Genomic DNA, 26794 nt, shown 5'->3' on the forward strand with positions numbered 1-26794 from the left:
GGGCCGCGGACCGACTGAAGCGGCCAGAAGCCAATCAATTTAGGAGGTAGGCAATTTCCATGTTGCGTTCCATGTATTCCGGCGTATCCGGCATGCGCGGCTTCCAAACGAAGCTCGACGTCATCGGCAACAACATCGCAAACGTCAATACCGTAGGATTCAAAGCAGGGCGCGTCATGTTCAAGGACATCCTGAGCCAATCGATGTCCGGCGTTACGGCTCCCGTAGAGGGAACGACCGGCGGCGTGAATGCCAAGCAAGTGGGCCTGGGCGTCGCGGTTTCCGCGATCGACACGATCCACACGCCGGGCAGTGCCATGACGACGAACGTCCCGACGGACCTTCGGATCGACGGCGACGGATTTTTCATCGTGAAACCGTCCTCCGAAAGCGACGCCAGCTACTTGACCCGCGCCGGCAACTTCACGCTCGACGCGAACCGCCAGCTGGTTAACGCCGACGGCATGCTGGTCGCTTCCTCCGAGGGAGAAGTGCCGATCCAGCTCGACGAGGCGGTTACGGCATTCTCCATTTCGCAAAGCGGCGAGATCGTTGCGATCGGCGCCGACGGCAATGCGACCGGAACCGGCACCTTCATCGGCGTCGCGAAGGTCACCAACCCGGGCGGCCTGGAGAAAGTCGGCGGCAACCTGTACCGCGTGACGGCCAACGCCAACGCGGACGGCACGTTCGAACCGACGACGGCGGCGAACGCCGAACTCGGCACGGGCGCGATCATTTCCGGCCAATTGGAAATGTCGAACGTCGACCTGACGAACGAATTCACCGAAATGATCGTCGCACAGCGCGGTTTCCAAGCGAACTCCAAAATCATCACCACTTCGGACGATATTTTGCAAGAAGTCGTCAATCTGAAACGATAATTGACGCCTCCGCCGGGAGAGGGCTAGGCCCTCTCCTCCGCGGATCGGGGGGATCTCCATGATCGCCGTCACGAGACTGAACGGCAGCCAATTCCATGTCAACGCTTTGCTGATCGAAACGGTGGAACAAACGCCGGATACGATGATTACGCTCACGACAGGCAAGAAATACATTGTTACCGAACATTCATCGGATGTGATCCGTTCCATCCGGCACTATCTGCGCAGTATCGGCATCATGGCCGCATTGACCGGCCAATCGGCGGATACGCAATCGGAGGGAGCTTCGTCATGAAGAAAATGTTACCTTGGCTCGTTTCGCTGCTGCTGGCGATCACGTTGATCGTCTCGGTGGGCGTTTACGTTTGGAACCATTACCTGAACGGCAGCGACTCCAAAGACCCGGTGGCCCAGGCGGAGGAGAGCGTGAAGGACGTTCAGGCCAAGCCGCTTTCCGCGGACGAGCTCATCAAGGTCACATCCGAGTTAACGGATATCAAAACGAACATCGCGGACACCACCTACGTCGTCGTTACCGGGTTTATCTTCCAGCTCGACAGCGAGAAGAGCAAGGAAGAGTTCGATAAAATCAAGGATATCGTGGTCAGGCCGATCATCAACCGCGCGCTGTGGGTGATGAAGCCGGAAGACCTGCAAGGAACGAAGGGCAAGGACCAGCTGTACGCGGGATTGATCAATTCGATCAACGCCGTGCTGACGGAAGGCAAAGTCACTAAGGTCGAACTGAAAGATTTCATCATGCAGCAAGTTTGACGGACGGACGACTTCCTATTCGGGGCTTTGAAAGGGGTGAGAGCAAATGGTAGACGTTTTATCGCAGAACGAGATCGACGCGCTGCTAGCGGCGCTGTCGTCCGGCGAAATGGATGCGGAAGAACTCAAAAAAGAGGATACGCAGAAAAAGGTACGCTCCTACGATTTTAAAAGGGCCGTGCGTTTTTCCAAGGATCACATCCGCAGCTTGACCCGAATCCACGAAAACTTCGCGCGTTATTTGACCACCTACTTTTCCGCCCAGCTCCGGACGTTCGTTCAGATTAACGTTGTCCAGGTGGAACAGCTGCCTTACGACGAATTCATCCGTTCCATTCCGAAAATGACGATCCTGAACATTTTCGAAGCGGAGCCTTTGGAAGGCCGGATGGTTCTGGAGGTACACCCCAACGTCGCGTTCGCGATGCTGGACCGCGTGCTCGGCGGCGCGGGCGCGGCGCCGACGAAGATCGGAAGCTTGACCGAAATCGAGACGATCATCATGGAACGGATTTTCAGCCGGGCTTTCGACAGTTTGCAGGAAGCCTGGAGAACGGTCGTCGACATGCAGCCGAGACTGGAAGCGCTGGAGACGAATCCGCAGTTCATGCAGATCGTATCGCCCAACGAGACGATCGCGCTGATCTCCCTGAGCACGAAAATCGGAGACACGACGGGCATGATCAACCTTTGTATCCCGCACGTCGTCATCGAACCGGTGATGCCGAGGCTGTCGGTCCATCAATGGTTCGCCTCCCAGAAGAAGATGCGCGCGCCGGAAGAGCAGCAAATGCTCGAGAAACGCGTGAGCAAAGCGAAGCTGCCCGTCGTCGCCGAACTGGGCTTCTCGCAAATCTCGGTCCATGAATTCCTGAATTTGTCCGTCGGAGACGTCATCGCCTTACATAAGCCGACCGACGAAGGATTGGAAGTCAAGGTCGGGGACAAGGTCAAATTCATCGCCAGTCCCGGTACGGTAAGGGACAAGATGGCGATCCAAATTCACGAAATCGTCAGCGAAGGGGTGGAAGAAAACAATGACGAGTAAGGATTATTTATCCCAGGAAGAGATCGACGCGCTTCTGCGGCAGTCGTCCGGCGAAGAGCCGGAGACGCCCGCTTCGTTCGATTTCGCCGGCGAAGTGACTTTGGACGACCTGCTGACGCCGATCGAACAGGACGCCCTGGGCGAAATCGGCAACATCACGTTCGGCAGCGCGGCGACGGCTTTGTCCACGTTGCTCGGCAAGAAAGTCGACATCACTACGCCGCAGGTTTCCGCGATCTCGAGGGACCAGTTCAACGAGGAATTCCCCAAACCGCACGTGGCCGTTCACGTTCGTTACGTGGACGGGTTTGAAGGCATCAATTCCTTGGTCATCAAGACGCACGACGCGCAAGTCATCGCCGATCTCATGCTGGGCGGCGAAGGCAACGTGACGTCGGAGGAATTGAACGAAATCCATATCAGCGCGGTACAGGAAGCGATGAACCAGATGATGGGTTCGTCGGCGACCTCCATGTCGACCATCTTCAACCGCATGGTCAACATTTCCCCGCCGGGCATCGACATCATGGACGTGCCGAACGGGTCGGGGATCGGCAATATCCCGATGGAGGACATGTTCGTCAAAATCTCTTTCCGGCTCAAAATCGGGGACTTGATCGATTCGACGATCATGCAGCTGCTGTCGGTACCGTTCGCGAAAGAGCTCGTCCGCTCCTTGATGGGCGACGCTTCGCCGGAACCGGCGCCCGCGCCGCAATACGCAGCACCGCAAGCGCAGCCTGCGCCGGCTCCGGTCGCGCCGCCTCCGCAGCCGATGCAGCAAATGCCTCCGCAGATGCCGCCGCAAATGCCGCCGCAGCAAATGCCGCCGGCCTACCAAATGCCGCCGCAGGAAGCCTACCAAATGCCTCCGATGGCTGCCATGCCGCCGGGTTACGGGGCTCCGATGCCGTCGTATCCGCAGACGCTCGGCGCGGCGGGAGGCCGCAACGTCAACGTCAATCCCGTCCAGTTCGCCAGCTTCCAAGGCAGCGGGCTGTCGCAGGCCGACGAGACGAACCTGAACCTGCTGCTGGACATCCCGCTGAAAGTCACGGTGGAATTGGGACGGACGCAGAAGCAGATCAAAGAGATTTTGGAATTGTCCCAAGGTTCTATTATCGAGCTGGACAAGCTGGCCGGGGAACCGGTCGACATCCTGGTAAACAACAAATTGATCGCCAAAGGCGAGGTCGTGGTCATCGATGAAAACTTCGGCGTCCGCGTCACCGACATCGTCAGCCAATGGGATCGCGTCCAAAAAATCCAATAAGACCCTCGGGAGGAAAACGAAATGGCTAACCGCATTCTCATTGTTGACGACGCTGCATTCATGCGCATGATGATCCGCGACATTCTCAGCAAGAACGGATACGAAGTGGTGGGAGAAGCCCAAGACGGCGCCCAAGCGATCGAGAAATACAAGGAACTTCATCCGGACCTCATCACGATGGACATCACGATGCCCGAGATGGACGGCATTACCGCGCTGAAGGAAATCCGCAAACTCGACTCGAACGCGAAAGTCATCATGTGTTCCGCAATGGGCCAGCAGGCGATGGTTATCGACGCTATCCAAGCCGGAGCAAAAGATTTCATCGTGAAACCTTTCCAAGCCGACCGCGTCATCGAAGCCATCAAGAAAACACTCGGATAAGTCGGGAGCGAAGAAAGGCATGAAAGGTTTACCTTACGCGGCTGACGATTTCGCGGACGCGAACCCGGCCGGCTCCGTCTGGGATCTTCTGTGGATCCTGTTCGTGCTGGCCGTCATCGTCGGACTCATCATCTTGCTGCTCCGCTTTCTGGCCAAACGCAACCGGGGATGGGGGACGAACCGCTCTCTCCGTTCGCTCGGCGGATTCCCGCTCGGAACGAACAAATCGATGCAGATCGTGGAGTGGAACGGCCGGATCTACGTGCTCGGCGTCGGAGAAGACGTCTCGCTCATCGAGGCGATCACCGATCCCGAGACGGTGGCCGCGCTGCTCGCGGAACACGATACGCAGGCGGAATCGTCGGCAGCCCAGCTGCCCGATTGGCTCCGCAAATGGAGCCGGAAAAATCAACCTCAGGCCGGCGGCAATCCGGCCGAGGGCGCGGATTTCGGCCAAAGCTTCGAGCGGACGCTGGAAAACCGGCTTCGCCAGTTGGCGGAGAGGCGCCAGCGGGCGGAAGATCTGCTGGAGGATAAACCTTACGAAGATCGGTCGGGCAACCCATGAAGAAAAGATTATGGATCGGCATTTTATCCTTGTCGGCGATGTTTTTCGGCTTTGAAGGTTCCGCGTACGCGGAGCCGATCGTCGGGGTCACCTTAGGCGACGGCTCCCAGCCGGTCGGAGCGTCGGCGTTGTCGCTGCTGATGCTCATCACGGTGCTCAGCTTGGCTCCGGCGATTCTGGTCATGATGACCAGCTTTACCCGGATCGTCATCGTGCTCGGCTTCGTGCGGACGTCGCTCGGGACGCAGCAAATGCCCCCGAACCAAGTGCTGATCGGTCTTGCGCTGTTCCTGACGCTGTTCATCATGTCGCCGACGTTGTCGCAAGTGAACAAGGACGCCTTGCAGCCTTATTTGAAAAACCAAATCAGCCAAACCGAGGCGCTGCAGAAAGCGTCCGTTCCGATGAAGGAGTTCATGTACAAGCATACGAGGGAGAAAGACCTCCTGCTGTTCCTGAACTACACCAAAACGGAAAAACCGAAGACGTTTCAAGACATTCCGATTACGGTCCTCATTCCGTCGTATGCGCTGAGCGAATTGAAAACGGCCTTCCAAATGGGCTTCATGATCTTCATTCCTTTCCTCGTCATCGATATGGTCGTCGCCAGTACCTTGATGGCCATGGGGATGATGATGCTGCCGCCGGTCATGATCTCGCTGCCTTTCAAAATCTTGCTTTTCGTATTGGTCGACGGTTGGTATTTGATCGTCAGGTCGCTGCTCACCAGCTTCCATACTTAATCCCTGGCGATTGACGTCAAGCGGGAGGTAACCATGAGTTCGGAGTTCGTCATCGGCCTTGCCGGCCAAGCGCTGTATACCGTCCTGAAAGTCAGCGCCCCGATGCTGGGCCTGGGCTTGATCGTCGGCTTGATCGTCAGCATCTTCCAAGCCACGACGCAAATCCAGGAGCAAACGCTGGCCTTCGTCCCCAAAATCGTGGCCGTGTTCCTGGCGATTCTCATTTTCGGCCCTTGGATCCTGAATGTGATGGTCGATTTCACGAGCCGCCTGTTGGGCAATTTGGCCAGCTACATCGGATAACGCCTCATGCTGACAACGGATGCGATCATGAAGGTGTTTCCTGCTTTTCTGCTTGTTTTTTGTCGAATTAGCGCGTTTTTTGTTTCGGCGCCGATCTTCTCAACGCGCAACGTGCCGAGAACAGTGAAAATCGGCTTGGCCTTTTTCATCTCGGTCATCGTTTTCCTGACGATCGGCTTCGACACCAAAGTGACGGCGGACGCGACTTATATACTCGCCGTGTTCCGCGAAGTGCTGGCCGGTTTATTGATCGGCTACGTATCCAGCCTGTTTTTCGCGGCGATCCAGACCTCGGGCGCTCTTATGGATATGCAGATGGGGTTCGGCATCGCGAACATCGTCGACCCTCTGACGGGCGTATCGGCTCCGATGCTCGGGAACTTGAAGTACATGCTGACGATTCTCGTCTTCCTGTCGATGAACGGGCATCATTATTTGCTCGCCGCCATCATGGACAGTTACCGCTGGCTGCCGCTCGACAACGGGCTATTCGGAGGAATCGCGGACGGCAGCGTCTCGGATTTCCTGATCCGGACGTTCGCGGACACGTTCATGCTGGCTTTGCAAATCTCGGCGCCGATCGTCGTCTCGATGCTCCTGACGGACGTAGGGCTCGGGCTGCTGGCGAGAACGGCACCTCAGTACAACGTGTTCGTCATCGGCATCCCGGTCAAAATTTTGGTCGGCCTGGCGTTGTTGATCGTACTGCTCCCGGGTTTCGGAGGATTGTTCTCTATGCTGTTCGACGACATGTTCCGATCGATCAACAAGCTGTTGTCGATTTTGAAGGATCACGCGACTTAAGGAATACGGAATGACCTAAGGGAGGTGGGCCGCATGCCCCGTTTTCGCCACCGGCTCGATTTGCAGATGTTCGCCGGCGAAAAAACGGAAAAGGCGACTCCCAAGAAGAGGCAGGATGCCCGCAACAAGGGGCAGGTCGCCAAAAGCGCCGAAATTTCCAGTTCCCTCATCCTGCTTGGCGTGCTCAGTTGTTTTCTCATGCTGGGTCCTTTTTTCCAGGATCGGATCCTGAGGCTGTTCGGGGACATTTTCCTGCATCGTTTGAACATGGACATCACGGACCAAAACGTCTTGCAGCTGTTCTACCATTATGTGGTGCAAATTTTGATCCTGTTATCGCCGATCTTGATCGTCGCCATTCTGATCGCGTTCGCCTCGACGTACGTGCAGATCGGGTGGCTGTTCACGACGGAGCCTCTCAAGATGAGCCTGTCGAAGCTGAATCCGCTCTCCGGCCTTAAGAACATGTTCAAGCTGCGCTCGGTGATCGAATTGCTGAAAAGCATGCTCAAGCTGACGCTTATCGGCTTGATCGTTTACTGGGTGCTTTGGACCAAAAAGCAGCAGTTTCTGGATCTGGCGCACGTGCCGATCGGAGGCATTTTCGCTTTTACCGCCAGGCTGATCGTCCAATTGGGCTTGATCGTCGCGGCGATACTGTTCGTCCTCGCCATCGGCGATTATCTCTATTCCCGGTACGAATACGAAAAAGGCTTGAAAATGAGCAAGCAGGACATCAAGGACGAGCACAAGCTTTCGGAGGGCGATCCTCTGATCAAAGGCAAGATCAAGGAAAAGCAGCGCAGGATGGCGCTTATGCGCATGATGCAGGAAGTGCCGAAGGCCGACGTGGTCATCACCAACCCGACCCACTTCGCCGTCGCGCTGCAATATGACGGGTCCAAGATGGAAGCGCCCGTCATCGTCGCGAAAGGCCAAGACTACTTGGCGCTTCGCATCCGGGAAATCGCCAAGAAACACGATGTCGTGATCATGGAAAACAAGCCGCTCGCCCGCGCGCTGTACGAACGGGCCGAAGTCGGGGACGCGATCCCCGGCGACCTGTTCCAAGCCGTCGCGGAAGTGCTGGCATACGTATACCGCCTCAAAGGCCGCCGTCGCGCGTAACTTCGTCCCCACAAAGTGACGTTAAGCTCTGAAGCTTATTCCGATTACTTTGCGGGGGCCCCGGTGTGAAAAACTTCAATTCTTGATGGGGGAGGGATCGAACATGAAACTTAAGGACCTCAGCATCTTGATCGGCATCATCGGCGTCGTCCTCATGATGGTCGTTCCGATCCCGACCTGGCTGCTCGACGTCTTGCTCGTGCTGAACATTTCGACGGCGCTCATGATCCTGCTGATCGCGATGAACACGACCGACGCGCTGCATTTTTCGATTTTTCCGACTTTATTGCTGATTACGACCGTTTTCCGGCTGTCCCTGAACGTGTCGACGACCCGATTGATCTTGAGGGACGCGAACGCCGGCCACGTCGTCGAGACGTTCGGCAACTTCGTGGCCGGGGGCCAGCTGGCCATCGGCTTCGTCGTCTTTCTGATCCTCGTCGTCGTACAGTTCATCGTCATCACCAAAGGTTCGGAACGGGTGGCCGAGGTTGCGGCCCGCTTCACCTTGGACGCGATGCCCGGCAAACAGATGAGCATCGACGCCGACCTGAACGCCGGCATGATCAACGAACAGCAAGCCCGCGAGCGCCGCGAGAAAATCGAGAAAGAATCCGATTTTTACGGCGCGATGGACGGTGCGAGCAAGTTCGTTAAAGGGGATGCCATCGCCAGCATCATCATCGTCACGATCAACCTGGTCGGCGGCATCATCATCGGCATGGCCGTCCACGGCTTCGACATCATGAAAGCCCTCAGCACGTATTCCGTCCTGTCGATCGGTGACGGATTGGTCAGCCAGATCCCGGCATTGCTCATCAGTACCGCGACCGGTATCATCGTGACCCGCGCCGCATCGGAAGGCAACTTGGCTCACGACATGTCCAGCCAGCTCTTCCGGTATCCGCGGCTGCTGTATATCGTCGCCGGCACGGTCGCCCTCCTCGGCCTGGCGACGCCGATTCCGTTCATCACCACCATGCCGTACGCGCTCATACTCGTCATCGCCGGTTACCGGCTGCAGAAAAACCTCGACCGGCGGAAGCAGGAAGAGCAGCTGATGGTGGAAGAGAAGGAAATCGAAGAGGTGCGCAGCCCCGAGAGCGTCATCAGCCTGCTGCAGGTCGATCCGATCGAGTTCGAATTCGGTTACGGCCTCATTCCTTTGGCGGATACGCAGCAGGGCGGAGATTTGCTGGACCGGATCATCATGATTCGACGACAGTGCGCCCTCGAAATGGGCTTGATCGTCCCCGTTATCCGAATTCGCGACAATATTCAACTAAAACCGAACGAATATGTCATCAAAATGAAAGGAAATATGGTGGCTCGTGGCGAATTATTGTTACATCATTACCTGGCCATGAGTCCCGGGTTCGAGGACGATTCCGTCGCGGGTATCGAGACCCAGGAGCCGGCGTTCGGATTGCCGGCCCTCTGGATCGACGAAGCGACCAAGGAACGTGCCGAACTCGCGGGATACACCGTGGTCGATCCGCCTTCCGTCGTCGCCACGCATTTGACGGAAGTGATCAAGAAACACGCGCACGAGCTGATCGGCCGCCAGGAAACGAAGGCGCTTGTCGAAAGCGTCAAGGAAACGTACCCGGCGCTCGTGGAGGAGCTCATTCCTTCCATCGTAGGCGTGGGCGATGTCCAGAAGGTGCTCGCGAAGCTGCTGAAAGAGAAAATCTCCATTCGGGATTTGGTGACCATTTTCGAGACGCTCGCCGATTACGGCAAGTACACCAAAGACCCGGAAGTGCTTACCGAATACGTCCGCCAAAGCCTGTCCCGCCAGATCACGCAGCAATACGCGCAGGCGAGCGAGCCTTTGAAGGTCATTACGATCAGTCCGAACACGGAAAAGAAAATCGCGGAGGCCGTCCAGCAATCCGACCAAGGCAGCTACTTGGCGATGGACCCCGTCTCCACGCAATCGATTTACCAGAAGCTGACCGAGCAGGTGAACCGCCTCGTGCAATCCGGTCAGCAGCCGATCATTTTGACTTCTCCGACGATCCGCATGTACATGCGCCAATTGCTGGAGCGCAGCATGCAAGACATTCCGGTTCTCTCCTACAGCGAACTGGAGCCGAATATTGAAGTGCAGAGCGTTGGGGTGGTGAGTGCATGAAGGTAAAACGATATCTGGTCGACGGCTTGCCGGAAGCGGTGCAGATGATCCGCAACGAACTCGGTTCCGACGCGGTGATCCTGAACACCAAAGAAATCCGCACCGGCGGGTTTCTGGGGATGTTCCGCAAGAAGAAGGTGGAAGTGATCGCCGCCGTGGACGAGGCTTCCCGCAAATCGCCGCCGCGTCCGCAGCCGGCACGTCCGGCTGCGAAGCCGCCTGCACAGCAGCCGGAACGCCGAGCGGCGCAGCGTCCCGCGGAAGAGCTCGCGGATGTCCGGGTGCCGATGCCGGGGCAAGCCGTCCGGAACCTTTACGCCAAGGGCAACGGAGCGGCAGAAGCGCCGGTGCCGCAGGCACCCGCCGTAGCGCCCGCGCCTTCAGCAGCCGGTCTTGCCGTCGCGGAGCCGGCAGAGGAGGAATCGCTCTCGAAATCGTTCGCGGACGCTTTGTTGCAACTGCAGAAAGCGGCCGCAGCAGAGTCCGTGCCTACGGTGGAGCCGGTCACGTCCCTTCCGGCCGCGCCGACCATACCGCCGAAGCCGGTAGAATCTGCCGAGGCCGCCGAGACGAACGCGCTGCTTCAAGAGCTGCGTTCGATGAAGGACATGATGGCCAAGATGGCTCGCCAGCAAACGTTCCGCAGCCTTCCCGAATCGGTGCTCAAATGGAGCCGGCGGCTGGCCGAACAAGGCGTCGATCCGGCTCACGTCGAGCAGTTCGCCGAAGAGGTGAAGAACCGGCTGAGCGAGCAAGGGGAACCGGACGAAGCCGCTGCCTATGAGGCCGCCAAGGAAGTTCTCCGGTCATGGCTCGTGCCGTACGCCGGTGAGGGGATCGGCCAAGGCACTCGAATCGTTCATTTCGTCGGTCCGACGGGCGTCGGCAAGACGACGACGATCGCCAAGCTGGCCGCGGACCAAGCGTTCTCCCACCGGCGGACCGTCGGCTTCATTACGGCGGACACGTACCGGATCTCGGCGGTAGACCAGCTTCGGACCTATGCCGACATCCTCAACGTTCCTCTCGAGGTGGTGTTTTCCCCGGGAGAACTGGCCAGAGCCTACAAGAAGCTGGCCGACCGCGACCTGTTGTTCATGGATACGGCAGGACGCAACTACCGGAACGAACTGTTCGTCTCCGAAGTCAACAGCTTGCTCGCTCCGGGAGAGAAGACGGAAACGTTCCTCGTCCTGAGCCTGACCCATAAATACGCGGACATGAAAACGATCGCCTCCCAGTTCGCCAAGTACGGCATCCGCCGCGTCCTGCTGACGAAGGCGGACGAGACGGATACCTACGGCTCCATGCTCAACCTGGTTCGGGATTTCTCCTTCCCGATCTCGTATATCACCTGCGGACAAACCGTTCCGGACGACATCAAAGCGTTCGAACCGGAAGAGTGGGTCCGCAAGCTTTTGGGGGAACCGCCGCATGAATGATCAGGCAGAAGCGCTCCGGCAATTGGTACATACGCGCGAGCTTCCCAAAATCACCACGACGCGGATTGTGACCGTCACCAGCGGCAAAGGCGGTGTCGGGAAGTCCAACTTCAGCCTCAATTTCGCGATGGCCTTGCAGAAACGGGGTTACAGCGTGCTCGTATTCGATGCGGACATCGGAATGGCCAACATCGACGTGCTGCTAGGAACGCCTGCCCAATACAATCTGTTCCATTTGCTGAAGAGGGAAAAAACGATCTGGGAGATCATCCAGACTGCGCCGAGCGGACTTCAATTCATCGCCGGCGGTTCGGGATTCCAGGAGCTTCTCCGCCTCACCGAAGAAGAGCTGGAATATTTCGCCGAGCAGGTCGGCTTGCTGAACGGGCACGTGGATTTCCTGCTCTTCGATACCGGCGCCGGATTGTCGAAGGAAACGCTCCGGTTCATCCTCGCCGCGGAAGAAACGATCGTCGTGACGACGCCGGAACCGACGTCCATCACCGACGCTTACGCGCTCATCAAAATGGTCAAGTCGATGGGGAACGACGTCCCGTTCCGCCTCGTCGTCAACCGGGTGGGAGATGATCGGGAGGGCAAGCAGACGGCCGACAACATCCAGCAGGTGGCGGCCAAGTATTTGGGAATCGAGCTGCCGGTGCTGGGCTACATCCCCGACGATACGAACGTGTCCAAGGCGGTCAAACGGCAAACGCCGTTGACGTCGGCTTTCCCGGACAGCGCTGCGACAAGGGGAATCGATCGGATCGCCGCGAACTTCCTGCATGAAGAAAGGGCGAAACCGCGCGGCGTGACCGGTTTCCTGCAGCGAATGAAACGGCTGTGGACTTAACCCGACATTTCGTCGCTTCATCTTAAAGTGATCTCCGGCATTTCGAATCCGCCGCGAAAGGAGCCAAGTGAAATGACCGTTCATCGCGTATTGATCGTCGACGATTCCAAATTCATGCGCAGAGTGCTCAGCGATATGGTCAACGCGGACGATGCTTTCACGGTGGCGGCTACGGCCTCCGACGGGGAAGATGCGGTCCGGCTCGCTTTCGAGCTGAAACCGGACATCATCACGATGGATATGGAAATGCCGCGGATGAACGGTCTCGAGGCCTTGCAGCGGATCATGTCGGTGCATCCGATTCCCGTCATCATGCTGTCGGCGGTGACGGACAATGGAACCCGCGAGACCATCAAGGCGCTTCAATACGGGGCATTCGACTTCGTTCGAAAGCCGGATCGCTCCGTAAACTTGGACATCGGAGAAGTGAGCGACTACCTGCTCGAGAAGCTCCGAATCGCTGCGGAATCGATCCGCAGCGGCTCGTGGCGGATGCTGCCGGCGGTAGAGCTTAAGCCCGAGCGTGAAACGGATTCGGATACGCCGCCGCTTTCGCAAGACGGGGAGGAGGCAAGGCCGCAGGGACCGCCCGGCGGACGCGACGAGGCTCCTACTCTAAGCGAATCGAAGATCAGCGCGGTAAAGAAGGTACCGCCGGACGAACCCGCGGCCGGCGTTTCCCCGGCGGCCGCTCCCGCGATAAGGCCAGAACCCGGCGGCGCGAAGCGAACGGCGGATCTTCGCAAGAACGGCCCGCCTGCAGCGGCCGCCAAGCCGGAGCGGCAGGCAAAGCCGGCAGAATCGCGCAAGCCGGCTGAACCTCCGTCAACCGGGCAGAAGCTCCGCAAGCCGGAGCCCCCGCGGATCGACGCGGCGCGTACGTCTACGGCGGCGCCCGCGGAGCAGAAAGCTCCGGCCAAACTGCCGGCTCCGGCACAACATCCGCCGGATCGGCCGGACGAGGCCAAGCCGAACAAGAGGTCGTCCACGTTCACCCAAATCGTGGCGCTGGGGACCTCGACGGGAGGTCCGCGCGCGCTGCACGAAGTGCTGACGAAGCTGCCGGGAGATTTCGAAGCTCCGGTTCTCGTCGTCCAGCACATGCCGCCGAAGTTCACCCACTCGCTGGCCCAGAGGTTGGATTCCTTCAGCGCGATCCGAGTGCGCGAGGCAGAGCAGGGCGAGCTGCTGGAGACCGGCACGGCTTACATCGCCCCGGGCGGAAAGCAGATGTCGGTCGCCAAGGAGGCATCCGGGAAGTACCGGATCAAGCTGACGGAGGAAGGACCGCGAAGCGGGCACATGCCGAGCGTGGACGTGCTGTTCGAATCGCTGGTCGGACATCGAGGGCTGAATCGACATGCCGTGCTCATGACGGGCATGGGAAGCGACGGGGCCAAGGGCATGAAGGCGCTGAAGGAAGACGGGGCGGAAACCCGCATCGCGGAATCGGAAGAGACTTGCGTCGTCTACGGAATGCCGCGTTCCGCGGTGGAGCTCGGGGCCGTCTCGCACGTCGTACCGCTTCCTCAGATCGCTTCGGTTCTCGTACGCGAAGTAAGGTCCCGTATCAAATGACAGTCAGGCAAGTCAGTCGACGCTAACAGGAGGTGTCCGGCCAGTGGAAATGAATCAGTATATGTCGATTTTCATCGACGAAGCCAACGATCATTTGCAATCCCTTAACGAGAATATGCTCCGCCTGGAGCAGCAGCCGGAAGACATCAACATCGTGCAGGTCATTTTCCGTTCCGCGCATACCCTCAAAGGGATGTCCGCGACGATGGGATTCGAGGATCTCGCTTCCCTGACGCATGAAATGGAAAACGTGCTCGATCTGGTTCGGAACAGCAAGCTTACGATGAACGGTACGATTTTCGATACGCTGTTCAAATGCCTGGACGCGCTGGAAGGCATGGTTCAAGACGTCGTCGCCGGGGGAACCGGCAAACGCGACGTCGCCGATCTGGTTACCCGCCTCAAAGCGATCGTCAAAGGCGAAGCCGCTGCTCCGGTTGCGGCAGCCAAGCCCGCCGCGCCGGAAACCTCCGCGTCGCTTATGCTCGACCAATATCAGCAGTCCGTGTTGATCCAATCGCTGGAAAGCGGACACCAAGCCTATTACATCGATGTAACGGTCCGAGAGGATTGCCTGCTCAAAGCGGCTCGCGCCTATATGGTGTTCGACGTGCTGGAACGGAACGGGGAAGTGGTCAAATCGCACCCGTCCGTCCAAGATATCGAGCAGGAGAAATTCGAACGGAGTTTCTCGGTCTATTACATTACCAAAACGGACGAAGCGACGTTAAAGGACCAAGTTTCCCGCGTCTCCGAGATCGAATCCGTCCAGATGACCGCGGTGGACAAGTCCTCGATCGAGGAAATGAACCGTGCGCCGGAAGAAGCGGCACCGACCGCCGCCCCTGCGGCAGCTTCGCCGGCCGCTCCGGCAACGCCTGCGGCCGAAGGCGCAGCGGCTCCACGGCCTGCGGCGGCGGCTTCCGGTAGCGCCGCTCCCCGTACGATCCGCGTCGACATCGAGCGCCTCGATTCTCTGATGAACCTGTTCAGCGAACTGCTGATCGACCGGGTTCGGCTGGAACAGCTGGCCTCGGAGGTTAAGCGCAACGACCTGACCGAAACCGTGGAACACATGGCCCGCGTCAGCAGCGATCTGCAAAACATCGTGCTCAAGCTTCGCATGGTGCCAGTGGACAGCGTCTTTAACCGGTTCCCCCGCATGGTGCGCGACTTGGCCCGCTCCTTGGACAAGAAAGTGGACTTGGTCATTTCCGGCGCCGAAACCGAGCTTGACCGGACGGTTATCGACGAGATCGGCGACCCGCTGGTCCACTTGATCCGCAACGCCGTCGACCACGGCGTGGAGCCGATCGCGGACCGGCTTCAGGCCGGCAAGCCGGAGACGGGCACGGTGCATCTTCGCGCTTACCACAGCGGCAACCACGTGTTCATCGAAATCGAGGAAGACGGCCGCGGCATCAACCGGGCCAAGGTGCTCGAAACCGCGATCAAACGCGGCGTGCTGACCGCCGAAACGGCCAAAACGCTCGGCGACGACGAAGTGAACATGCTGATCTTCGCCGCGGGCTTCAGCACGGCGGACAAGGTCTCCGACATTTCCGGACGCGGCGTCGGTCTCGACGTGGTGAAATCCAAAATCGAGTCGCTCGGCGGTCACGTTTCCGTCACCTCGACGCTCGGCAAAGGCACGAAGTTCTCGATTCAGCTGCCGCTGACGCTGTCCATCATTTCCGCCATGCTGATCAAGCTCGGTTCCGAGAAATACGCATTCCCGCTGTCTTCCATCGTTGAGACGGCGACCGTCAAACGGGCCGACATCCGGACCCTTCACGGAACTCGGATCGTGGAATACCGGCAGTCGATCGTTCCCGTCGTTTCGCTGGCGGAGCTGGTGCAATCGCCGGACTACCGCGACGAAGGGGAAACGGAAACCGAAATGCTCGTCATCCGCAAGGGAGACAAGTTGGCCGCGGTCCTGGTAGACGAGTTCATCGGTCAAAGCGAAATCGTCCTCAAGACGCTCGGCAAGTACATGACCAACCTGGAAATGGTTTCCGGCGCGACGATCCTCGGTGACGGCCAGGTGGCCCTGATCATCGACCCCAACGCCTTGATCAAGTAAGAAGGAAGCCCAAACGGAGGAGGAGCACGCATGGCAGAAGAGCTGAAAGTCATTGTCTTTACGTTGGCGCACGAAGAATACGGCATTGAGGTCGACAAGGTCAAAACGATCGAACGGATGTCCCCGATCACCCGGGTTCCGAAAACCCCGCCTTTCGTCAAAGGGGTCATCAACCTGAGAGGCGTCGTCATTCCGGTCATCGACCTTCGCGGGCGGTTCGGCCTTCCCGAGACGGAGCCGACCGACAATTCCCGGATCATCATCGTTGCGGCGGACGAGCTTGAGGTCGGCTTCATCGTGGATTCCGCGAACGACGTTCTCGACGTCATGAGCGACACGATCGAAACCCCTCCGGAAGTCGTCGGCGGCGTGAAAGCCAAATATTTGAGCGGCGTCGCCAAAGTCGGCGAGAACCGCCTGCTCATTTTGCTGCACTTGGCGGAAGTGCTGAATCGTTCCGAGATCATCCAGCTGGAACGCGTCGGGAGCGAATCGTGAGCCTGTTCCAGAACGACGCCGACTTTAAGATGGACGTGCTCCGCGAAGTCGGCAACATCGGGGCGGGCAATGCGGCGACGGCCATGTCCCGGCTGCTTAACAAACCCGTGGACATGGCGGTTCCGACGGTCAGCCTGCTTCCGTTCGAGGAAATCTCGGAGCGCGTCGGCGGCTCGGAAGCCATCGTGGTGGCGATTTTCCTCCGGGTGGACGGAGACGCTCCGGGGAACATGTTCTTCATCATTTCGAAGGATTCGGCCCGCCGCATCCTACAGGGCTTGCTTTCGTTCGAAGCCGGAGAAGAAGACGAATACACAGAGATGGAGCTTTCCGCGCTCTGCGAAATCGGCAACATTCTGGCCGGTTCGTACTTGTCTTCGCTCGGCGATTTGACGGGGCTTTACATGTCGCCGTCGGTGCCTTCCATCGCCGTCGACATGGCCGGGGCGATTCTGAGTTACGGTTTGCTCCAATTCGGAACGATGGGCGACGACGCGCTGCTCATCGATACGACGTTCCTGGAGGGCAATCAAGAGGCGGAAGGCCACTTCTTCCTCATTCCGGATCCGGAGTCTTTCGAAAAGCTGTTCCGGTCGCTTGGGGTGCCGGTGGAATGACCGAATCCACGATCGTCAAAGTCGGAATGGCAGATTTGAACGTCGCAAGCGGCGGAGCGGTGCTGAAAACGACGGGGCTCGGTTCATGCGTCGGCGTCACGCTCTTCGATCCCGCCGTGAAAGCGGCCGGGATGGCCCACATCATGCTGCCTTCGTCCGAAATCGCCCGCGAAGGGCAGCTCAACATCGCGAAATACGCGGATACGGCGCTTCCGGAGCTGATCCGCCGCATGAAGTCCATCGGAGCCGATCCGAAGCGTTTGGTCGCCAAAATGGCGGGAGGGGCCCAAATGTTCGCCTTTGCCGGCGGCAGCGATTCGATGAGGATCGGCCCCCGCAACGTCGAATCGACCAAGCTCGCTTTGGAATCGTTCGGTATCCCGCTTCTCGCCGAGGATACCGGCGCGAATTACGGCCGGACGGTGGAAATCGACAGCGGAACCGGTATCTTCACCATCCGGAGCGTCCAGTTCGGAGTAAAGGAGATTTAGCATGATCGGTTCCTGGCGTTGGAATGCCGCGTTCGGCGGGTTTGGCGCGGCTTTGACTTTTCTCATCTCGCTGGGAAACAACCCGCTGCTGACTACGCTCATTCGATCCGTTTACGCCTTCATCGCATTCGCCATTTTGACGTTCGCCTTACGTTTTGTGCTCGCCCAGCTGCTCCCGTCGTCCCGTCCCGATCGAGATACGCAACTCGAGGAAGACCGCGGCAACGTCCTCGACCTGGTAACCCCCGGCGAGGAAGAATCCTTGGGCGAAATGCTGAAGGAACAATGGTCCGACGGTAAAGACAGCCCGGTAAGCGGATTTCAGCCTTTGCAGCCTAAACGGCTCGTATCGCTGGACAATCCCAATCCGGAGGAAGTGGTTCAGGCGATACGCCGCCTGACCGACGAATAAGGAAGGTGAAGCATTAATGGTCGATCAACCCCGATCCAGGTTATCCCACCAAGATTTGTGGATGCGCTGGAAAGAAGCAGGCGATCCGGACGCCAGAAAGCTGCTGATCGAGCATTATTTGCCGTTAGTGGAGTATGTTTCGAGCCGAATGGCCGCGTCTTTGCCCAAAAACGTAACCAAAGACGATTTGGCCAGCCATGGCGTCATGGGGCTTATCGACGCCATCGAGAAATTCGACTATCGGCGAGGGTTGCAATTCGAAACCTACGCCTCTTGGCGCATTCGCGGCGCGATCATCGACGGGCTGCGCCATGGGGACTGGGTTCCTCGATCGGTTCGTGACAAAGCGAAAAAAATGGAAGACGCATACGCCGTCCTGGAACAGCGGCATCTCCGCTCGGCGACGGACGAGGAAGTGTGCGGCTACCTGAACATAACCGAGAAAGAGTTTCAGCAAATGCTGCAGGAAGTGGCGGTCGCGGCGGTGTGCTCCCTGGAGGATCCGATCCGGGAAGAAGAGTCCGAGACCCGATTGTCGCTGCTCGTTGACGATAAGGCGCTGAATCCGGAATCCAAAGTCCATGAGACGTACTTGAAAGAGACGCTCATGCAGGGTTTGGAACGATTGACGGAAAAAGAACGCACGGTCGTCTCCTTGTTTTACTACGAGGACCTTTCGTTAAGCGAAATCGCCGAGGTGATGTCCCTGTCGCCCTCCCGGATCTCCCAGCTTCATTCGAAAGCGATTTTGAGGCTCCGGGGCGCGCTCGCCAAACAAAAGGAACAACTGCTGCACAACGGATGATAAGGAGGCGCTGCTCTTGGCTGGCCATGAATCGACGCAACTCCAAGACTTGCTTCAGGTAACGGTTTCCGAGGATAAAATGTACGCCTATTTGATCTTCCGCAGAGTGGAAGGCGAAGTCAGGCTGACGGTGCGGGATTTGGAGGACTACCTCGCTTCCCAGGGAGTCAAGTTCGGGCTGCAGCAGGATCTGCTTTATTTGATCTCGCAACGGCCGCAAGACTTCTTTTTCAACCAGAACGCCGTCGCCGTCGGCACGCCCCCCACGAACGGGTTGGACGGCAGCATTCGCCTCCTGTACGATCTGGAAGATCTCAAAAACAACCGTCCGTCCGAACGCGAGGATGGCAGCGTCGACTTCAAGCAGGTAAGCCAGTTGGCCAACGTCAAAGCCGGGCAGCTGATCGCGGAACGCGTTCCCCCCGTTCCCGGAAAACCGGGAAAAGCGGTAACCGGGGAAGACGTGTCTTGCAAGGAAGGCAAGGAAGTGAATTTCAAAATCGGGAAAAACGTCGTCGTCAATCCCGAAAAAACCGCGATGTACGCGGCGATCGACGGTCTCGTCACCAAAACGGAGAAGGAAAAGCTCAACGTCTTCCCGGTCTACGAAGTGAACGGGGACGTCGACTACAATATCGGCAACATCGATTTCGTCGGTACGGTCGTCATCCGCGGCAACATCTTGACCGGATTCCGGGTCAAAGCTTCCGGCGACATCCGGGTGACCGGCGGCGTCGAAGGCGCGGAAGTCGAATCGGAAGGCTCCATCGACATTTCCGGAGGCATCATCGGCAGCAACAAGGGTTACGTGAAAGCCGGCCGCAACGTGAAATGCTCGTTCATCTTGGAAGGCAACGTCCACGCGGGCGAAGACATTTTAGTGAGCCAGAGCATCATGCACTCCAACGTCCGCGCCGGCCGCAACGTCGACTGCGTCGGCACGAAAGGCCTGCTTGTCGGGGGCATCGTCCAGGCGGGGGAGAAAGTGACGGCCCGGGTCATCGGCAACACGATGTCGACCGCTACATCCGTCGAAGTGGGCGTACGGCCGGAGCTTCGCCAAGAACTGCTGGATTTGCGCCAGCAGCTCCGCGGGCTGTCGGAGAATCTGGACAAAACGGAGAAAGCGCTCAGCCTTCTTGACCAGATGGCCGCCGTCGGCCAATTGGCTCCTGATAAGCTGGCGCTTCGCGTCAAATTGACCGCCACCAAGAAACAAGCGGTAGAAGAGATGCAAACGGCCAAAGAACGGGTACTGGAAATCGAGAAAACGCTGGAAGACGCGACCTCATCCCGGGTCGACGTCACCCACACGATTTACGGCGGCACCAAAATCGTCGTCGGACGGTACACCCGGTTCGTGAAGGACAGCGTGCAGCGCGTGTCGTTCCGCTTCATGGACGGGGACATCGCGATGGTGCCGTTCAACTGACCGTACTTTATCCCTTGAAGGGAGGAGATCGGCCGTGAGCTACAAATCGATCGATCTGCAAACCTCGCTTCCACGGACGGCGGAGCTTACGCCGTTGGCCCAGCAGCAACAACACCGTCCCATCTCCGATCAAGCCATGCTGGCCCAGCAAACCGTCAAAACCGCGGAACAGCAAGCCCAGCGAATGACCAAATCCGAATCCTCCGCCAAGGGGGAAATCAAGGATCGGCAGCAGAGGGGACAGGACAGGCAGCCGGGCCAAGGAAGAAAGCCGTCCGGCGGTTCGGAACAGGAGCAGGGAAACCGCTCCGAGCATCCTTACAAGGGAAAACATATCGACTACATGGGATAAACATCAACGCCGCCGGGAAAGGGGACACAGGAAACCATGACACCGTGGTTAAGCGTCGTACTTTTCGGGGTGGCCGTCTTCGGTTTTTCGTGGCTTTCGCCCGGACGTCCGCGGGACGACCGCGCCGAAGGAGGGAGCGATCCCGCCTATGATCGGTTGCTCGAGGATTTGGAATCGGAAAACCGCGAATTGCTGGACGCCGTCGCCAAGTTCAAGCAGGAGCAGGATGATAAGGTGAAGGGGCTCGTCAAGCAAATCGTCGAACTGGAACATCAAATGAAATCGGTCGCCGAGCAGAGCGCCGCCGCCGCGGCGGCGGCTACGGCAGCGTCCGCGCAGCCGGTCCCTGCGCCAGCCGCGCAAATGAGCGCGCAAGCGGTAGCCGAACCGGCACAGCCGCCGGCGGCTCCCGAACCCGCGCCGTCCGTCACGGTCGAAGCTCGGATGGAGGAGGAGGCGCTCCAGCCGACTTCCATTCGGGTCCGCTATGCGGAGTTGCTCGCCCTCCACGATAAAGGCCGGTCCGTCGAGCAAATCGCGAAAACGGCGGGCATGAACAAAGGCGAAGTGCAATTGATTTTGCAACTGGCGCGGCGGGAGGAAGAGCAGCTTGCGTAAACACCGTAAATGGCTGATGGGCTTCGGCATCGGCATTATCGTCGGCGCCTGCATGCTGCAGTTGATCCAGTTCGCGAAGGATCAGGATCAGCAAATGATGGTGGCGGACGGGGCGAAAACCTACACCCAGCAGCAACTGGATGACGAAGTCGCCAAAGCGCTCGAGGAAGCCAAAAACAAGCTGCCCGATCCGACGCCGTCCAGCGCTGCCGCCGTAAAGCCGGGTAACGCCGCCGCGACGAATCAGACCGGAGAAGCGTCTCCGTCTGCTTCCCCTGCGCCGTCTGCTTCCGCCTCTCCGGCGGGCTCTGCACTATCTGACGGGGGCGGCGAAAGCGTCAAGGCGCTCTACATCACGAACGGGATGAGCCTGCGGACCGTCGCGCTGAGCCTGCAAGCGCTCGGCCTCATCGAAGACGCCGACGACTTCACGGAAGCCGCCCGTTCGATCAGCCGCAAAATGGAGGTCGGCACCGCTGAATTCAAAGGCAAACCGACCTACAAAGAAATCATAGCCGAGCTCACCCGCAAAAAGTGATCGAAGCACCGTATCATGAATCCTGTTGAGCCGCTCAACAGGTTTTTCTTTTGGTCGAACACCCAGAAAAACTCGTATCATGCGAATACGGTCGGAGCGTCTTACGTATCCAGAATCGTCCCAAAGGCGCTCGAAAGCACATTATCCACGTCGTAACTAGTAAACTCCAGAAGCCAAAGAGCGGGTGTCCAGAGGGCGCAGCGCCTCGGAATCCCCCTTCCGGGGAAGGGGGACTTAGGGGGTTGGCGATATCCCTAGGGGGTAGGCGGAAATACCGCATTGCGCAGGGCTGACGGATATGGTATAGTATCTGTCGGTGTGAAAAAACACACGTCGTTCAATTTCGTCAACGGTGCTCCCAAAGCAGGCATGCCTCCACCGGGAGTTTTGGCGAAAGATGCGAGCGGCGGAGGAGATTCACCTACAAAAAACCATTTTATCAGGAGGTGCAGTGAAGATGGCAGTAATTTCCATGAAGCAGCTTCTCGAAGCTGGGGTACACTTCGGCCACCAAACTCGTCGTTGGAACCCGAAAATGGACAAGTACATCTTTACGGAACGGAACGGCATTTACATTATCGACCTGCAAAAAACGGTCAAGAAAGTCGACGAGGCTTACAATTTCGTACGCCAGCTGGCTGAAAACGGCGGCACGATGCTGTTCGTCGGCACGAAGAAACAAGCGCAAGACTCCGTGAAAGACGAAGCGGAACGCGCAGGCATGTACTACATCAACCAACGCTGGCTCGGCGGCACGCTGACCAACTTCTCCACGATCCAGAAGCGGACCGACCGTCTGCATCAACTGGCCAAGTGGGAAGAGGACGGCACGTTCGAAGTCCTGCCGAAGAAAGAAGTCATCCTTCTCCGCAAGGAGAAAGAGCGCCTGGAGAAATTCCTGGGCGGCATCAAAAACATGCGCAAACTTCCGGACGCGCTGTTCATCATCGACCCGCGCAAAGAGCGCATCGCGGTCGCCGAAGCTCGCAAGCTCGGCATCCCGATCGTCGGCATCGTCGATACGAACTGCGACCCTGACGAGATCGACTACGTCATCCCGGGCAACGACGACGCTATCCGCGCCGTTAAGCTGCTGACGGCGAAAATGGCCGACGCTATCGTCGAAGCTCACCAAGGCGAAGAAACGACGGCGTAAGGGAAACCATTACAGACAGTCAAAGGGTGGTCAGAAGCGAACCTTCTCACCGCCCTTTTTTTAAAAACATAAGTGTCGCTCAGCGTGCGCTTGAGCACGCTACATAGAGCGCGAATATCAGGAGGGAATCCACTTGGCTATCAATGCAGCAGACGTTAAAACGCTTCGCGAAAGAACCGGAGCGGGCATGCTCGATTGCAAAAAAGCGTTGGAAGAAGCGAACGGAGATCTGACGAAAGCAGCCGAGTTGCTTCGCGAGAAAGGCCTTGCGGCAGCAGCTAAGAAAGGCGACCGCATCGCGACGGAAGGCGTCGTCGAATCCTACATCCACGGCGGCGGCCGGATCGGCGTTCTCGTCGAAGTCAACTGCGAAACCGACTTCGTTGCGAAAACCGAGCAGTTCCGCGCTTTCGTGAAAGACATCGCGATGCAAATCGCGGCGGCTAACCCGAAATTCCTGGCCCGCGAAGAAGTTTCCCAAGAGGAACTCGACAAGGAAAAGGAAATCCTCCGCAACCAAGCCCTCAACGAAGGCAAGCCGGAGAAAATCGTCGACAAAATGGTCGAAGGCCGCATGAACAAATACTATGAAGAAAACTGCTTGCTGGAGCAAGCGTTCGTGAAGGATCCGGACAAAACGATCACGACGCTGCTGAACGAGAAAATCGCCGCCATCGGCGAGAAAATCTCCATCCGCCGCTTTGCCCGTTTCGAACTGGGCGAAGGCTTGGAGAAAAAAGTAGACAACTTCGTCGAAGAGGTCATGGCCCAGGCGAAGCTGTAATAAGCGATCGCCGTTTCGGGAACACGCCTGTGTTCCCTCTTTTTTAAACCCACGACACGATGGAGGTAACGGAATTGGAACGTCCCGTATTTAAACGCGTGGTGCTCAAGGTGAGCGGCGAGTCTTTGTCCGGCACGAACGGATACGGGATCGACGCGGCGACCATCCTGTCGATCGCCGAGCAAGTGAAAGAAGTCATCGAACTCGGCGTCGAAGTCGCCATTGTCTGCGGCGGCGGCAACATTTGGCGGGGGATCGCCGGAAGCCAGAAGGGCATCGACCGTGCCACGGCCGATTACATGGGCATGCTGGCAACCGTCATGAACTCGCTGGCCCTGCAGGACGCGCTGGAACAGATGGATGTGCCCAGCCGCGTGCAAACGTCGATCGCGATGCAGCAAATCGCCGAGCCTTACATTCGCCGGCGTGCGATCCGGCACCTGGAGAAAGGGCGCGTCGTCATTTTCGCGGCCGGCACCGGCAACCCGTTTTTCTCCACCGACACGACGGCCGCCCTGCGCGCCGCCGAGATCGAAGCGGAAGTCATCCTGATGGCCAAAAACAAAGTGGACGGCGTCTACAGCGCCGACCCGTTCAAGGACGCGACCGCGGAGAAATACGATCAGCTCACGTACATGGACGTGCTGAACAAAAACCTCGGCGTCATGGATTCCACGGCTTCTTCTCTGTGCATGGACAATAATATTCCTCTTCTCGTGTTCGCGATTACCGAGAAAGGTAACATTAAACGTGCCGTGATGGGCGAGAAGATCGGCACGATCGTAAAAGGGAGTGTAGACTAAGTGCCTCAAGCGATCAAAAAAGACGCGGAAGAACGGATGGAGAAGGCGCTCGGCGCCTTGAAACGCGACTTGTCCACTCTGCGCGCGGGACGCGCATCCCCTGCCATGCTCGAGCGGGTGACCGCCGAGTATTACGGTGAGCCCACTCCGATCAACCAGCTCGGCTCCATCACGACGCCGGACTCCAGGACGCTCGTCATCCAGCCGTGGGACAAATCGGCCCTGTCGGCGATCGAGAAAGCGATCCTTAAATCGGATCTCGGACTCAATCCCGCCAACGACGGCACGATCATCCGGATCGTGATTCCGCCGCTCACCGAGGAACGCCGCAAAGATCTCGCCAAGGAAACGAAAAAATTCGGCGAGGAAGCGAAGGTGGCCATCCGCAACATCCGCAGGGATGCCAACGATGACATCAAGAAGAAAGAAAAAGACGAAATTTCCGAAGACGAATCCAGACGGCACCAGGATGACGTCCAGAAGCTGACCGACCGTTACGTCGCCGAAGTGGACAAAATCCTCGCCGCCAAAGAAAAAGAAATCATGGAAGTGTAAGCTTAACGGATCAACCCCTCCGACAGGTGGGGTTTATTCTCTTTTGTCAGGACACTCGAAGGGGGAACAGCCATGAGCGGCCGTTTGTTCGGCGGTTGGCTCCGCAAGCTCATATCCGGTTCCGCCCGGCCGGAGGGCGCCGGCAGCCCGGACGCATCGGCGGATGACGCCGTGCCGTCGGGCGACAACATTCCCCGCCACGTCGCCGTCATTATGGACGGAAACGGGCGCTGGGCGAAATCGCGGGGGCTTCCCCGGATCGCGGGCCACCACAACGGCATGAAAGCGGTCAAGAGGATCGCGAAAGCGGCCGACCGTATCGGAGTGGAAGTCCTCACGCTGTATGCATTTTCCACGGAGAACTGGAAACGGCCGAAAGCCGAAGTCGAATTCCTGATGAAGCTGCCGCAGGAATTCCTCTCCATCGAGCTCGAGGAGCTGATCGAGAACAATGTTCAGGTGCGCATGATGGGCCAATTGGACAGCCTTCCGGATCATACGCTGGCCGCGGTGAACGAAGCCGTCCGCAGGACGGAAGGCAATACGGGCCTCATTCTTAATTTCGCGCTTAACTACGGCAGCCGCGCCGAAATGGTGGAGGCGGCCCGAAGCTTGGCGCGCGAAGCCGCCCGCCATGAGCTCGATCCCGAATCCATCGACGATGAAGCGTTTAGCAAACGGCTGCTGACGGCCGGCCTGCCCGACCCGGACTTGCTCATCCGCACCAGCGGAGAGCTTCGTTTAAGCAATTTCATGCTGTGGCAGCTCGCTTACAGCGAATTTTGGTTCACGGACATTTATTGGCCGGAGTTCACCGAACAACATTTATTCGCCGCCGTCCGCGAGTACCAGCGGCGCGCGCGCCGCTACGGAGGACTGTGACCCCATGGTTCAACGCATCGTAACCGGCGTGGTGGCTGGCGCCGCCTTCGCCGGATTGCTGTGGCTCGGCGGCTGGTATTATGCCGCCCTGCTGCTTGTCATGGCCTTTATCGGTTATCACGAATACGTCAAGCTGAACGGACAAGCCTGGGCCAGATGGGATGTCATTGCGGCATTCGTCGGCGTTTTGCTGCTCACGCTGACCCGGCTGCCCGACGGCTGGGGGATCGACTTGCCCTCATTCGAAACGGTTGTCTGGATTCTCATGTTCCTGCTGTTGTCGGCTACCGTATTCAGCAAAAACAAAACGACCCTGGAACACGCCGCCCTGCTGTTCCTCGGCGCGGTATACGTTGGAACGGGCTTTCATTACATGCTCGCGACGAGGGAAATGCCGCATGGCATCTTCTGGTCGGCCATCACCTTCGTCTGTATCTGGTCTTCGGATGCCGGAGCTTATTTCGTCGGCAAAGCGATCGGGAAGACGAAGCTTTGGCCGGCCATCAGTCCGAACAAGACGATCGAGGGATCCGTCGGCGGCCTGGTTCTGGCGATCGTGGCCGGGCTCATCTTCGCCTGGTGCCGGCCGGAGTGGCTCGGATATGCGCAAGCCGCCGCGATCGGCGCAGTCGCCGCCGTGGCGGGACAGCTCGGCGATCTCATCCAATCCGCCTACAAGAGATGGCGGGGCGTGAAGGACTCCGGCCAATTGCTTCCCGGCCATGGAGGCATCCTGGATCGCACCGACAGCTGGCTGATCGTATTTCCTTTGGTCCACCTGCTCGGACTGCTGACGGTAAACTAATTGAGTGCTGAAGCTTTGAAGTTACATAGCAAGGAGATAGA

Annotated in this window: 31 protein-coding genes; all 31 read left to right on the plus strand. The window is 58.3% G+C overall.

Annotation, left to right across the window (positions count from 1 at the left end):
- Positions 1-59: 59 nt before the first annotated feature.
- Positions 60-884 carry a flagellar hook-basal body complex protein gene (locus EAV92_RS05035; RefSeq protein ID WP_123040046.1) on the plus strand — a complete coding sequence of 275 codons (825 nt, stop codon included), beginning with the start codon at positions 60-62 and terminating at the stop codon, positions 882-884.
- Positions 885-942: 58 nt separating this feature from the next.
- Positions 943-1179: a flagellar FlbD family protein gene (locus EAV92_RS05040; RefSeq protein ID WP_123040047.1), complete on the plus strand. Its 237-nt coding sequence runs from the start codon at positions 943-945 to the stop codon at positions 1177-1179.
- Complete coding sequence (locus tag EAV92_RS05045; protein ID WP_123040048.1) at positions 1176-1658, plus strand: flagellar basal body-associated FliL family protein; 483 nt, start codon at positions 1176-1178, stop codon at positions 1656-1658. Before EAV92_RS05040 ends, EAV92_RS05045 begins: the two co-directional genes overlap by 4 nt.
- Positions 1659-1704: 46 nt before the next feature.
- Entirely contained in the window at positions 1705-2706 is a 1002-nt protein-coding gene (gene fliM, locus EAV92_RS05050) for a flagellar motor switch protein FliM (RefSeq protein WP_123040049.1), read from the plus strand.
- Positions 2696-3979 (plus strand): flagellar motor switch phosphatase FliY, encoded by a 1284-nt coding sequence (gene fliY / locus EAV92_RS05055; protein WP_123040050.1) that lies wholly within the window; start codon positions 2696-2698, stop codon positions 3977-3979. The genes fliM and fliY overlap by 11 nt, the downstream gene beginning before the upstream one ends.
- A gap of 21 nt (positions 3980-4000) precedes the next feature.
- Positions 4001-4363 (plus strand): response regulator, encoded by a 363-nt coding sequence (locus tag EAV92_RS05060; RefSeq protein ID WP_123040051.1) that lies wholly within the window; start codon positions 4001-4003, stop codon positions 4361-4363.
- 19 nt (positions 4364-4382) lie between these two features.
- Positions 4383-4931, plus strand: a complete 549-nt coding sequence (locus EAV92_RS05065; RefSeq protein ID WP_123040052.1) for a flagellar biosynthetic protein FliO — start codon at positions 4383-4385, stop codon at positions 4929-4931.
- Positions 4932-4969: 38 nt separating this feature from the next.
- Positions 4970-5674 carry a flagellar type III secretion system pore protein FliP gene (fliP, locus tag EAV92_RS05070; protein WP_241158530.1) on the plus strand — a complete coding sequence of 235 codons (705 nt, stop codon included), beginning with the start codon at positions 4970-4972 and terminating at the stop codon, positions 5672-5674.
- Positions 5675-5707: 33 nt separating this feature from the next.
- Complete coding sequence (gene fliQ, locus EAV92_RS05075; protein ID WP_123040054.1) at positions 5708-5977, plus strand: flagellar biosynthesis protein FliQ; 270 nt, start codon at positions 5708-5710, stop codon at positions 5975-5977.
- A 27-nt stretch (positions 5978-6004) separates the two neighbouring features.
- Positions 6005-6781, plus strand: a complete 777-nt coding sequence (gene fliR, locus EAV92_RS05080; protein ID WP_338134419.1) for a flagellar biosynthetic protein FliR — start codon at positions 6005-6007, stop codon at positions 6779-6781.
- 33 nt (positions 6782-6814) lie between these two features.
- A complete protein-coding gene (gene flhB, locus EAV92_RS05085) occupies positions 6815-7909 on the plus strand; it encodes a flagellar biosynthesis protein FlhB (protein ID WP_123040056.1) in 1095 nt (364 codons plus the stop codon).
- 103 nt (positions 7910-8012) lie between these two features.
- Positions 8013-10046 carry a flagellar biosynthesis protein FlhA gene (gene flhA / locus EAV92_RS05090; protein ID WP_123040057.1) on the plus strand — a complete coding sequence of 678 codons (2034 nt, stop codon included), beginning with the start codon at positions 8013-8015 and terminating at the stop codon, positions 10044-10046.
- Positions 10043-11488, plus strand: coding sequence for a flagellar biosynthesis GTPase FlhF (gene flhF / locus EAV92_RS05095; RefSeq protein WP_123040058.1), 1446 nt, complete (start codon positions 10043-10045; stop codon positions 11486-11488). Before flhA ends, flhF begins: the two co-directional genes overlap by 4 nt.
- Positions 11481-12341, plus strand: a complete 861-nt coding sequence (locus tag EAV92_RS05100) for a MinD/ParA family protein (RefSeq protein ID WP_123040059.1) — start codon at positions 11481-11483, stop codon at positions 12339-12341. Before flhF ends, EAV92_RS05100 begins: the two co-directional genes overlap by 8 nt.
- Before the next feature lie 72 nt (positions 12342-12413).
- Positions 12414-13919, plus strand: coding sequence for a protein-glutamate methylesterase/protein-glutamine glutaminase (locus tag EAV92_RS05105; protein WP_123040060.1), 1506 nt, complete (start codon positions 12414-12416; stop codon positions 13917-13919).
- Positions 13920-13962: 43 nt separating this feature from the next.
- A complete protein-coding gene (locus EAV92_RS05110) occupies positions 13963-16005 on the plus strand; it encodes a chemotaxis protein CheA (RefSeq protein ID WP_123040061.1) in 2043 nt (680 codons plus the stop codon).
- Positions 16006-16035: 30 nt separating this feature from the next.
- A complete protein-coding gene (locus EAV92_RS05115; protein WP_123040062.1) occupies positions 16036-16503 on the plus strand; it encodes a chemotaxis protein CheW in 468 nt (155 codons plus the stop codon).
- Positions 16504-16532: 29 nt separating this feature from the next.
- A complete protein-coding gene (locus EAV92_RS05120; protein ID WP_420888821.1) occupies positions 16533-17120 on the plus strand; it encodes a chemotaxis protein CheC in 588 nt (195 codons plus the stop codon).
- Positions 17117-17611, plus strand: a complete 495-nt coding sequence (locus tag EAV92_RS05125) for a chemotaxis protein CheD (RefSeq protein WP_123040064.1) — start codon at positions 17117-17119, stop codon at positions 17609-17611. Before EAV92_RS05120 ends, EAV92_RS05125 begins: the two co-directional genes overlap by 4 nt.
- A gap of 1 nt (position 17612) precedes the next feature.
- Positions 17613-18023, plus strand: a complete 411-nt coding sequence (locus EAV92_RS05130; RefSeq protein WP_123040065.1) for a hypothetical protein — start codon at positions 17613-17615, stop codon at positions 18021-18023.
- A 16-nt stretch (positions 18024-18039) separates the two neighbouring features.
- A complete protein-coding gene (locus EAV92_RS05135) occupies positions 18040-18828 on the plus strand; it encodes a FliA/WhiG family RNA polymerase sigma factor (RefSeq protein WP_123040066.1) in 789 nt (262 codons plus the stop codon).
- A gap of 10 nt (positions 18829-18838) precedes the next feature.
- A complete protein-coding gene (locus EAV92_RS05140) occupies positions 18839-20260 on the plus strand; it encodes a DUF342 domain-containing protein (protein ID WP_123040067.1) in 1422 nt (473 codons plus the stop codon).
- Between the two features lie 34 nt (positions 20261-20294).
- On the plus strand, positions 20295-20612 hold the full coding sequence (locus EAV92_RS05145) for a hypothetical protein (protein ID WP_123040068.1): 318 nt from the start codon (positions 20295-20297) through the stop codon (positions 20610-20612).
- 36 nt (positions 20613-20648) lie between these two features.
- Positions 20649-21230: a DUF6115 domain-containing protein gene (locus EAV92_RS05150; protein ID WP_123040069.1), complete on the plus strand. Its 582-nt coding sequence runs from the start codon at positions 20649-20651 to the stop codon at positions 21228-21230.
- Complete coding sequence (locus EAV92_RS05155; RefSeq protein ID WP_123040070.1) at positions 21223-21768, plus strand: hypothetical protein; 546 nt, start codon at positions 21223-21225, stop codon at positions 21766-21768. The genes EAV92_RS05150 and EAV92_RS05155 overlap by 8 nt, the downstream gene beginning before the upstream one ends.
- 457 nt (positions 21769-22225) lie before the next feature.
- A complete protein-coding gene (rpsB, locus tag EAV92_RS05160; RefSeq protein WP_123040071.1) occupies positions 22226-22924 on the plus strand; it encodes a 30S ribosomal protein S2 in 699 nt (232 codons plus the stop codon).
- A gap of 133 nt (positions 22925-23057) precedes the next feature.
- Entirely contained in the window at positions 23058-23708 is a 651-nt protein-coding gene (gene tsf / locus EAV92_RS05165; RefSeq protein WP_123040072.1) for a translation elongation factor Ts, read from the plus strand.
- Between the two features lie 74 nt (positions 23709-23782).
- Positions 23783-24511, plus strand: coding sequence for a UMP kinase (pyrH, locus tag EAV92_RS05170; RefSeq protein WP_123040073.1), 729 nt, complete (start codon positions 23783-23785; stop codon positions 24509-24511).
- Positions 24512-25066: a ribosome recycling factor gene (gene frr, locus EAV92_RS05175; protein WP_123040074.1), complete on the plus strand. Its 555-nt coding sequence runs from the start codon at positions 24512-24514 to the stop codon at positions 25064-25066.
- A 72-nt stretch (positions 25067-25138) separates the two neighbouring features.
- Entirely contained in the window at positions 25139-25948 is an 810-nt protein-coding gene (locus EAV92_RS05180; protein WP_123040075.1) for an isoprenyl transferase, read from the plus strand.
- Positions 25949-25952: 4 nt separating this feature from the next.
- Complete coding sequence (locus EAV92_RS05185; RefSeq protein ID WP_123040076.1) at positions 25953-26753, plus strand: phosphatidate cytidylyltransferase; 801 nt, start codon at positions 25953-25955, stop codon at positions 26751-26753.
- Positions 26754-26794 lie beyond the last annotated feature (41 nt).

The sequence above is a fragment of the Cohnella candidum genome, assembly GCF_003713065.1.
In the GTDB taxonomy this organism is placed as follows: Bacteria; Bacillota; Bacilli; order Paenibacillales; family Paenibacillaceae; genus Cohnella; species Cohnella candidum.

What these genes read in the sequence shown, in the direction of transcription:
- EAV92_RS05040 (WP_123040047.1), top strand. Translation starts at nt 943, where the DNA reads ATGATCGCCGTCACGAGACTGAACGGCAGCCAATTCCATGTCAACGCT.
- flhB (WP_123040056.1), top strand. Translation starts at nt 6,815, where the DNA reads ATGCCCCGTTTTCGCCACCGGCTCGATTTGCAGATGTTCGCCGGCGAA.
- EAV92_RS05105 (WP_123040060.1), top strand. Translation starts at nt 12,414, where the DNA reads ATGACCGTTCATCGCGTATTGATCGTCGACGATTCCAAATTCATGCGC.
- EAV92_RS05115 (WP_123040062.1), top strand. Translation starts at nt 16,036, where the DNA reads ATGGCAGAAGAGCTGAAAGTCATTGTCTTTACGTTGGCGCACGAAGAA.
- EAV92_RS05135 (WP_123040066.1), top strand. Translation starts at nt 18,040, where the DNA reads ATGGTCGATCAACCCCGATCCAGGTTATCCCACCAAGATTTGTGGATG.
- EAV92_RS05035 (WP_123040046.1), top strand. Translation starts at nt 60, where the DNA reads ATGTTGCGTTCCATGTATTCCGGCGTATCCGGCATGCGCGGCTTCCAA.
- EAV92_RS05185 (WP_123040076.1), top strand. Translation starts at nt 25,953, where the DNA reads ATGGTTCAACGCATCGTAACCGGCGTGGTGGCTGGCGCCGCCTTCGCC.
- fliY (WP_123040050.1), top strand. Translation starts at nt 2,696, where the DNA reads ATGACGAGTAAGGATTATTTATCCCAGGAAGAGATCGACGCGCTTCTG.
- EAV92_RS05060 (WP_123040051.1), top strand. Translation starts at nt 4,001, where the DNA reads ATGGCTAACCGCATTCTCATTGTTGACGACGCTGCATTCATGCGCATG.
- fliR (WP_338134419.1), top strand. Translation starts at nt 6,005, where the DNA reads ATGAAGGTGTTTCCTGCTTTTCTGCTTGTTTTTTGTCGAATTAGCGCG.
- fliQ (WP_123040054.1), top strand. Translation starts at nt 5,708, where the DNA reads ATGAGTTCGGAGTTCGTCATCGGCCTTGCCGGCCAAGCGCTGTATACC.
- EAV92_RS05065 (WP_123040052.1), top strand. Translation starts at nt 4,383, where the DNA reads ATGAAAGGTTTACCTTACGCGGCTGACGATTTCGCGGACGCGAACCCG.
- EAV92_RS05150 (WP_123040069.1), top strand. Translation starts at nt 20,649, where the DNA reads ATGACACCGTGGTTAAGCGTCGTACTTTTCGGGGTGGCCGTCTTCGGT.
- EAV92_RS05120 (WP_420888821.1), top strand. Translation starts at nt 16,533, where the DNA reads ATGGACGTGCTCCGCGAAGTCGGCAACATCGGGGCGGGCAATGCGGCG.
- flhF (WP_123040058.1), top strand. Translation starts at nt 10,043, where the DNA reads ATGAAGGTAAAACGATATCTGGTCGACGGCTTGCCGGAAGCGGTGCAG.
- EAV92_RS05045 (WP_123040048.1), top strand. Translation starts at nt 1,176, where the DNA reads ATGAAGAAAATGTTACCTTGGCTCGTTTCGCTGCTGCTGGCGATCACG.
- EAV92_RS05180 (WP_123040075.1), top strand. Translation starts at nt 25,139, where the DNA reads ATGAGCGGCCGTTTGTTCGGCGGTTGGCTCCGCAAGCTCATATCCGGT.
- EAV92_RS05125 (WP_123040064.1), top strand. Translation starts at nt 17,117, where the DNA reads ATGACCGAATCCACGATCGTCAAAGTCGGAATGGCAGATTTGAACGTC.
- rpsB (WP_123040071.1), top strand. Translation starts at nt 22,226, where the DNA reads ATGGCAGTAATTTCCATGAAGCAGCTTCTCGAAGCTGGGGTACACTTC.
- flhA (WP_123040057.1), top strand. Translation starts at nt 8,013, where the DNA reads ATGAAACTTAAGGACCTCAGCATCTTGATCGGCATCATCGGCGTCGTC.
- fliM (WP_123040049.1), top strand. Translation starts at nt 1,705, where the DNA reads ATGGTAGACGTTTTATCGCAGAACGAGATCGACGCGCTGCTAGCGGCG.
- fliP (WP_241158530.1), top strand. Translation starts at nt 4,970, where the DNA reads ATGTTTTTCGGCTTTGAAGGTTCCGCGTACGCGGAGCCGATCGTCGGG.
- EAV92_RS05100 (WP_123040059.1), top strand. Translation starts at nt 11,481, where the DNA reads ATGAATGATCAGGCAGAAGCGCTCCGGCAATTGGTACATACGCGCGAG.
- EAV92_RS05130 (WP_123040065.1), top strand. Translation starts at nt 17,613, where the DNA reads ATGATCGGTTCCTGGCGTTGGAATGCCGCGTTCGGCGGGTTTGGCGCG.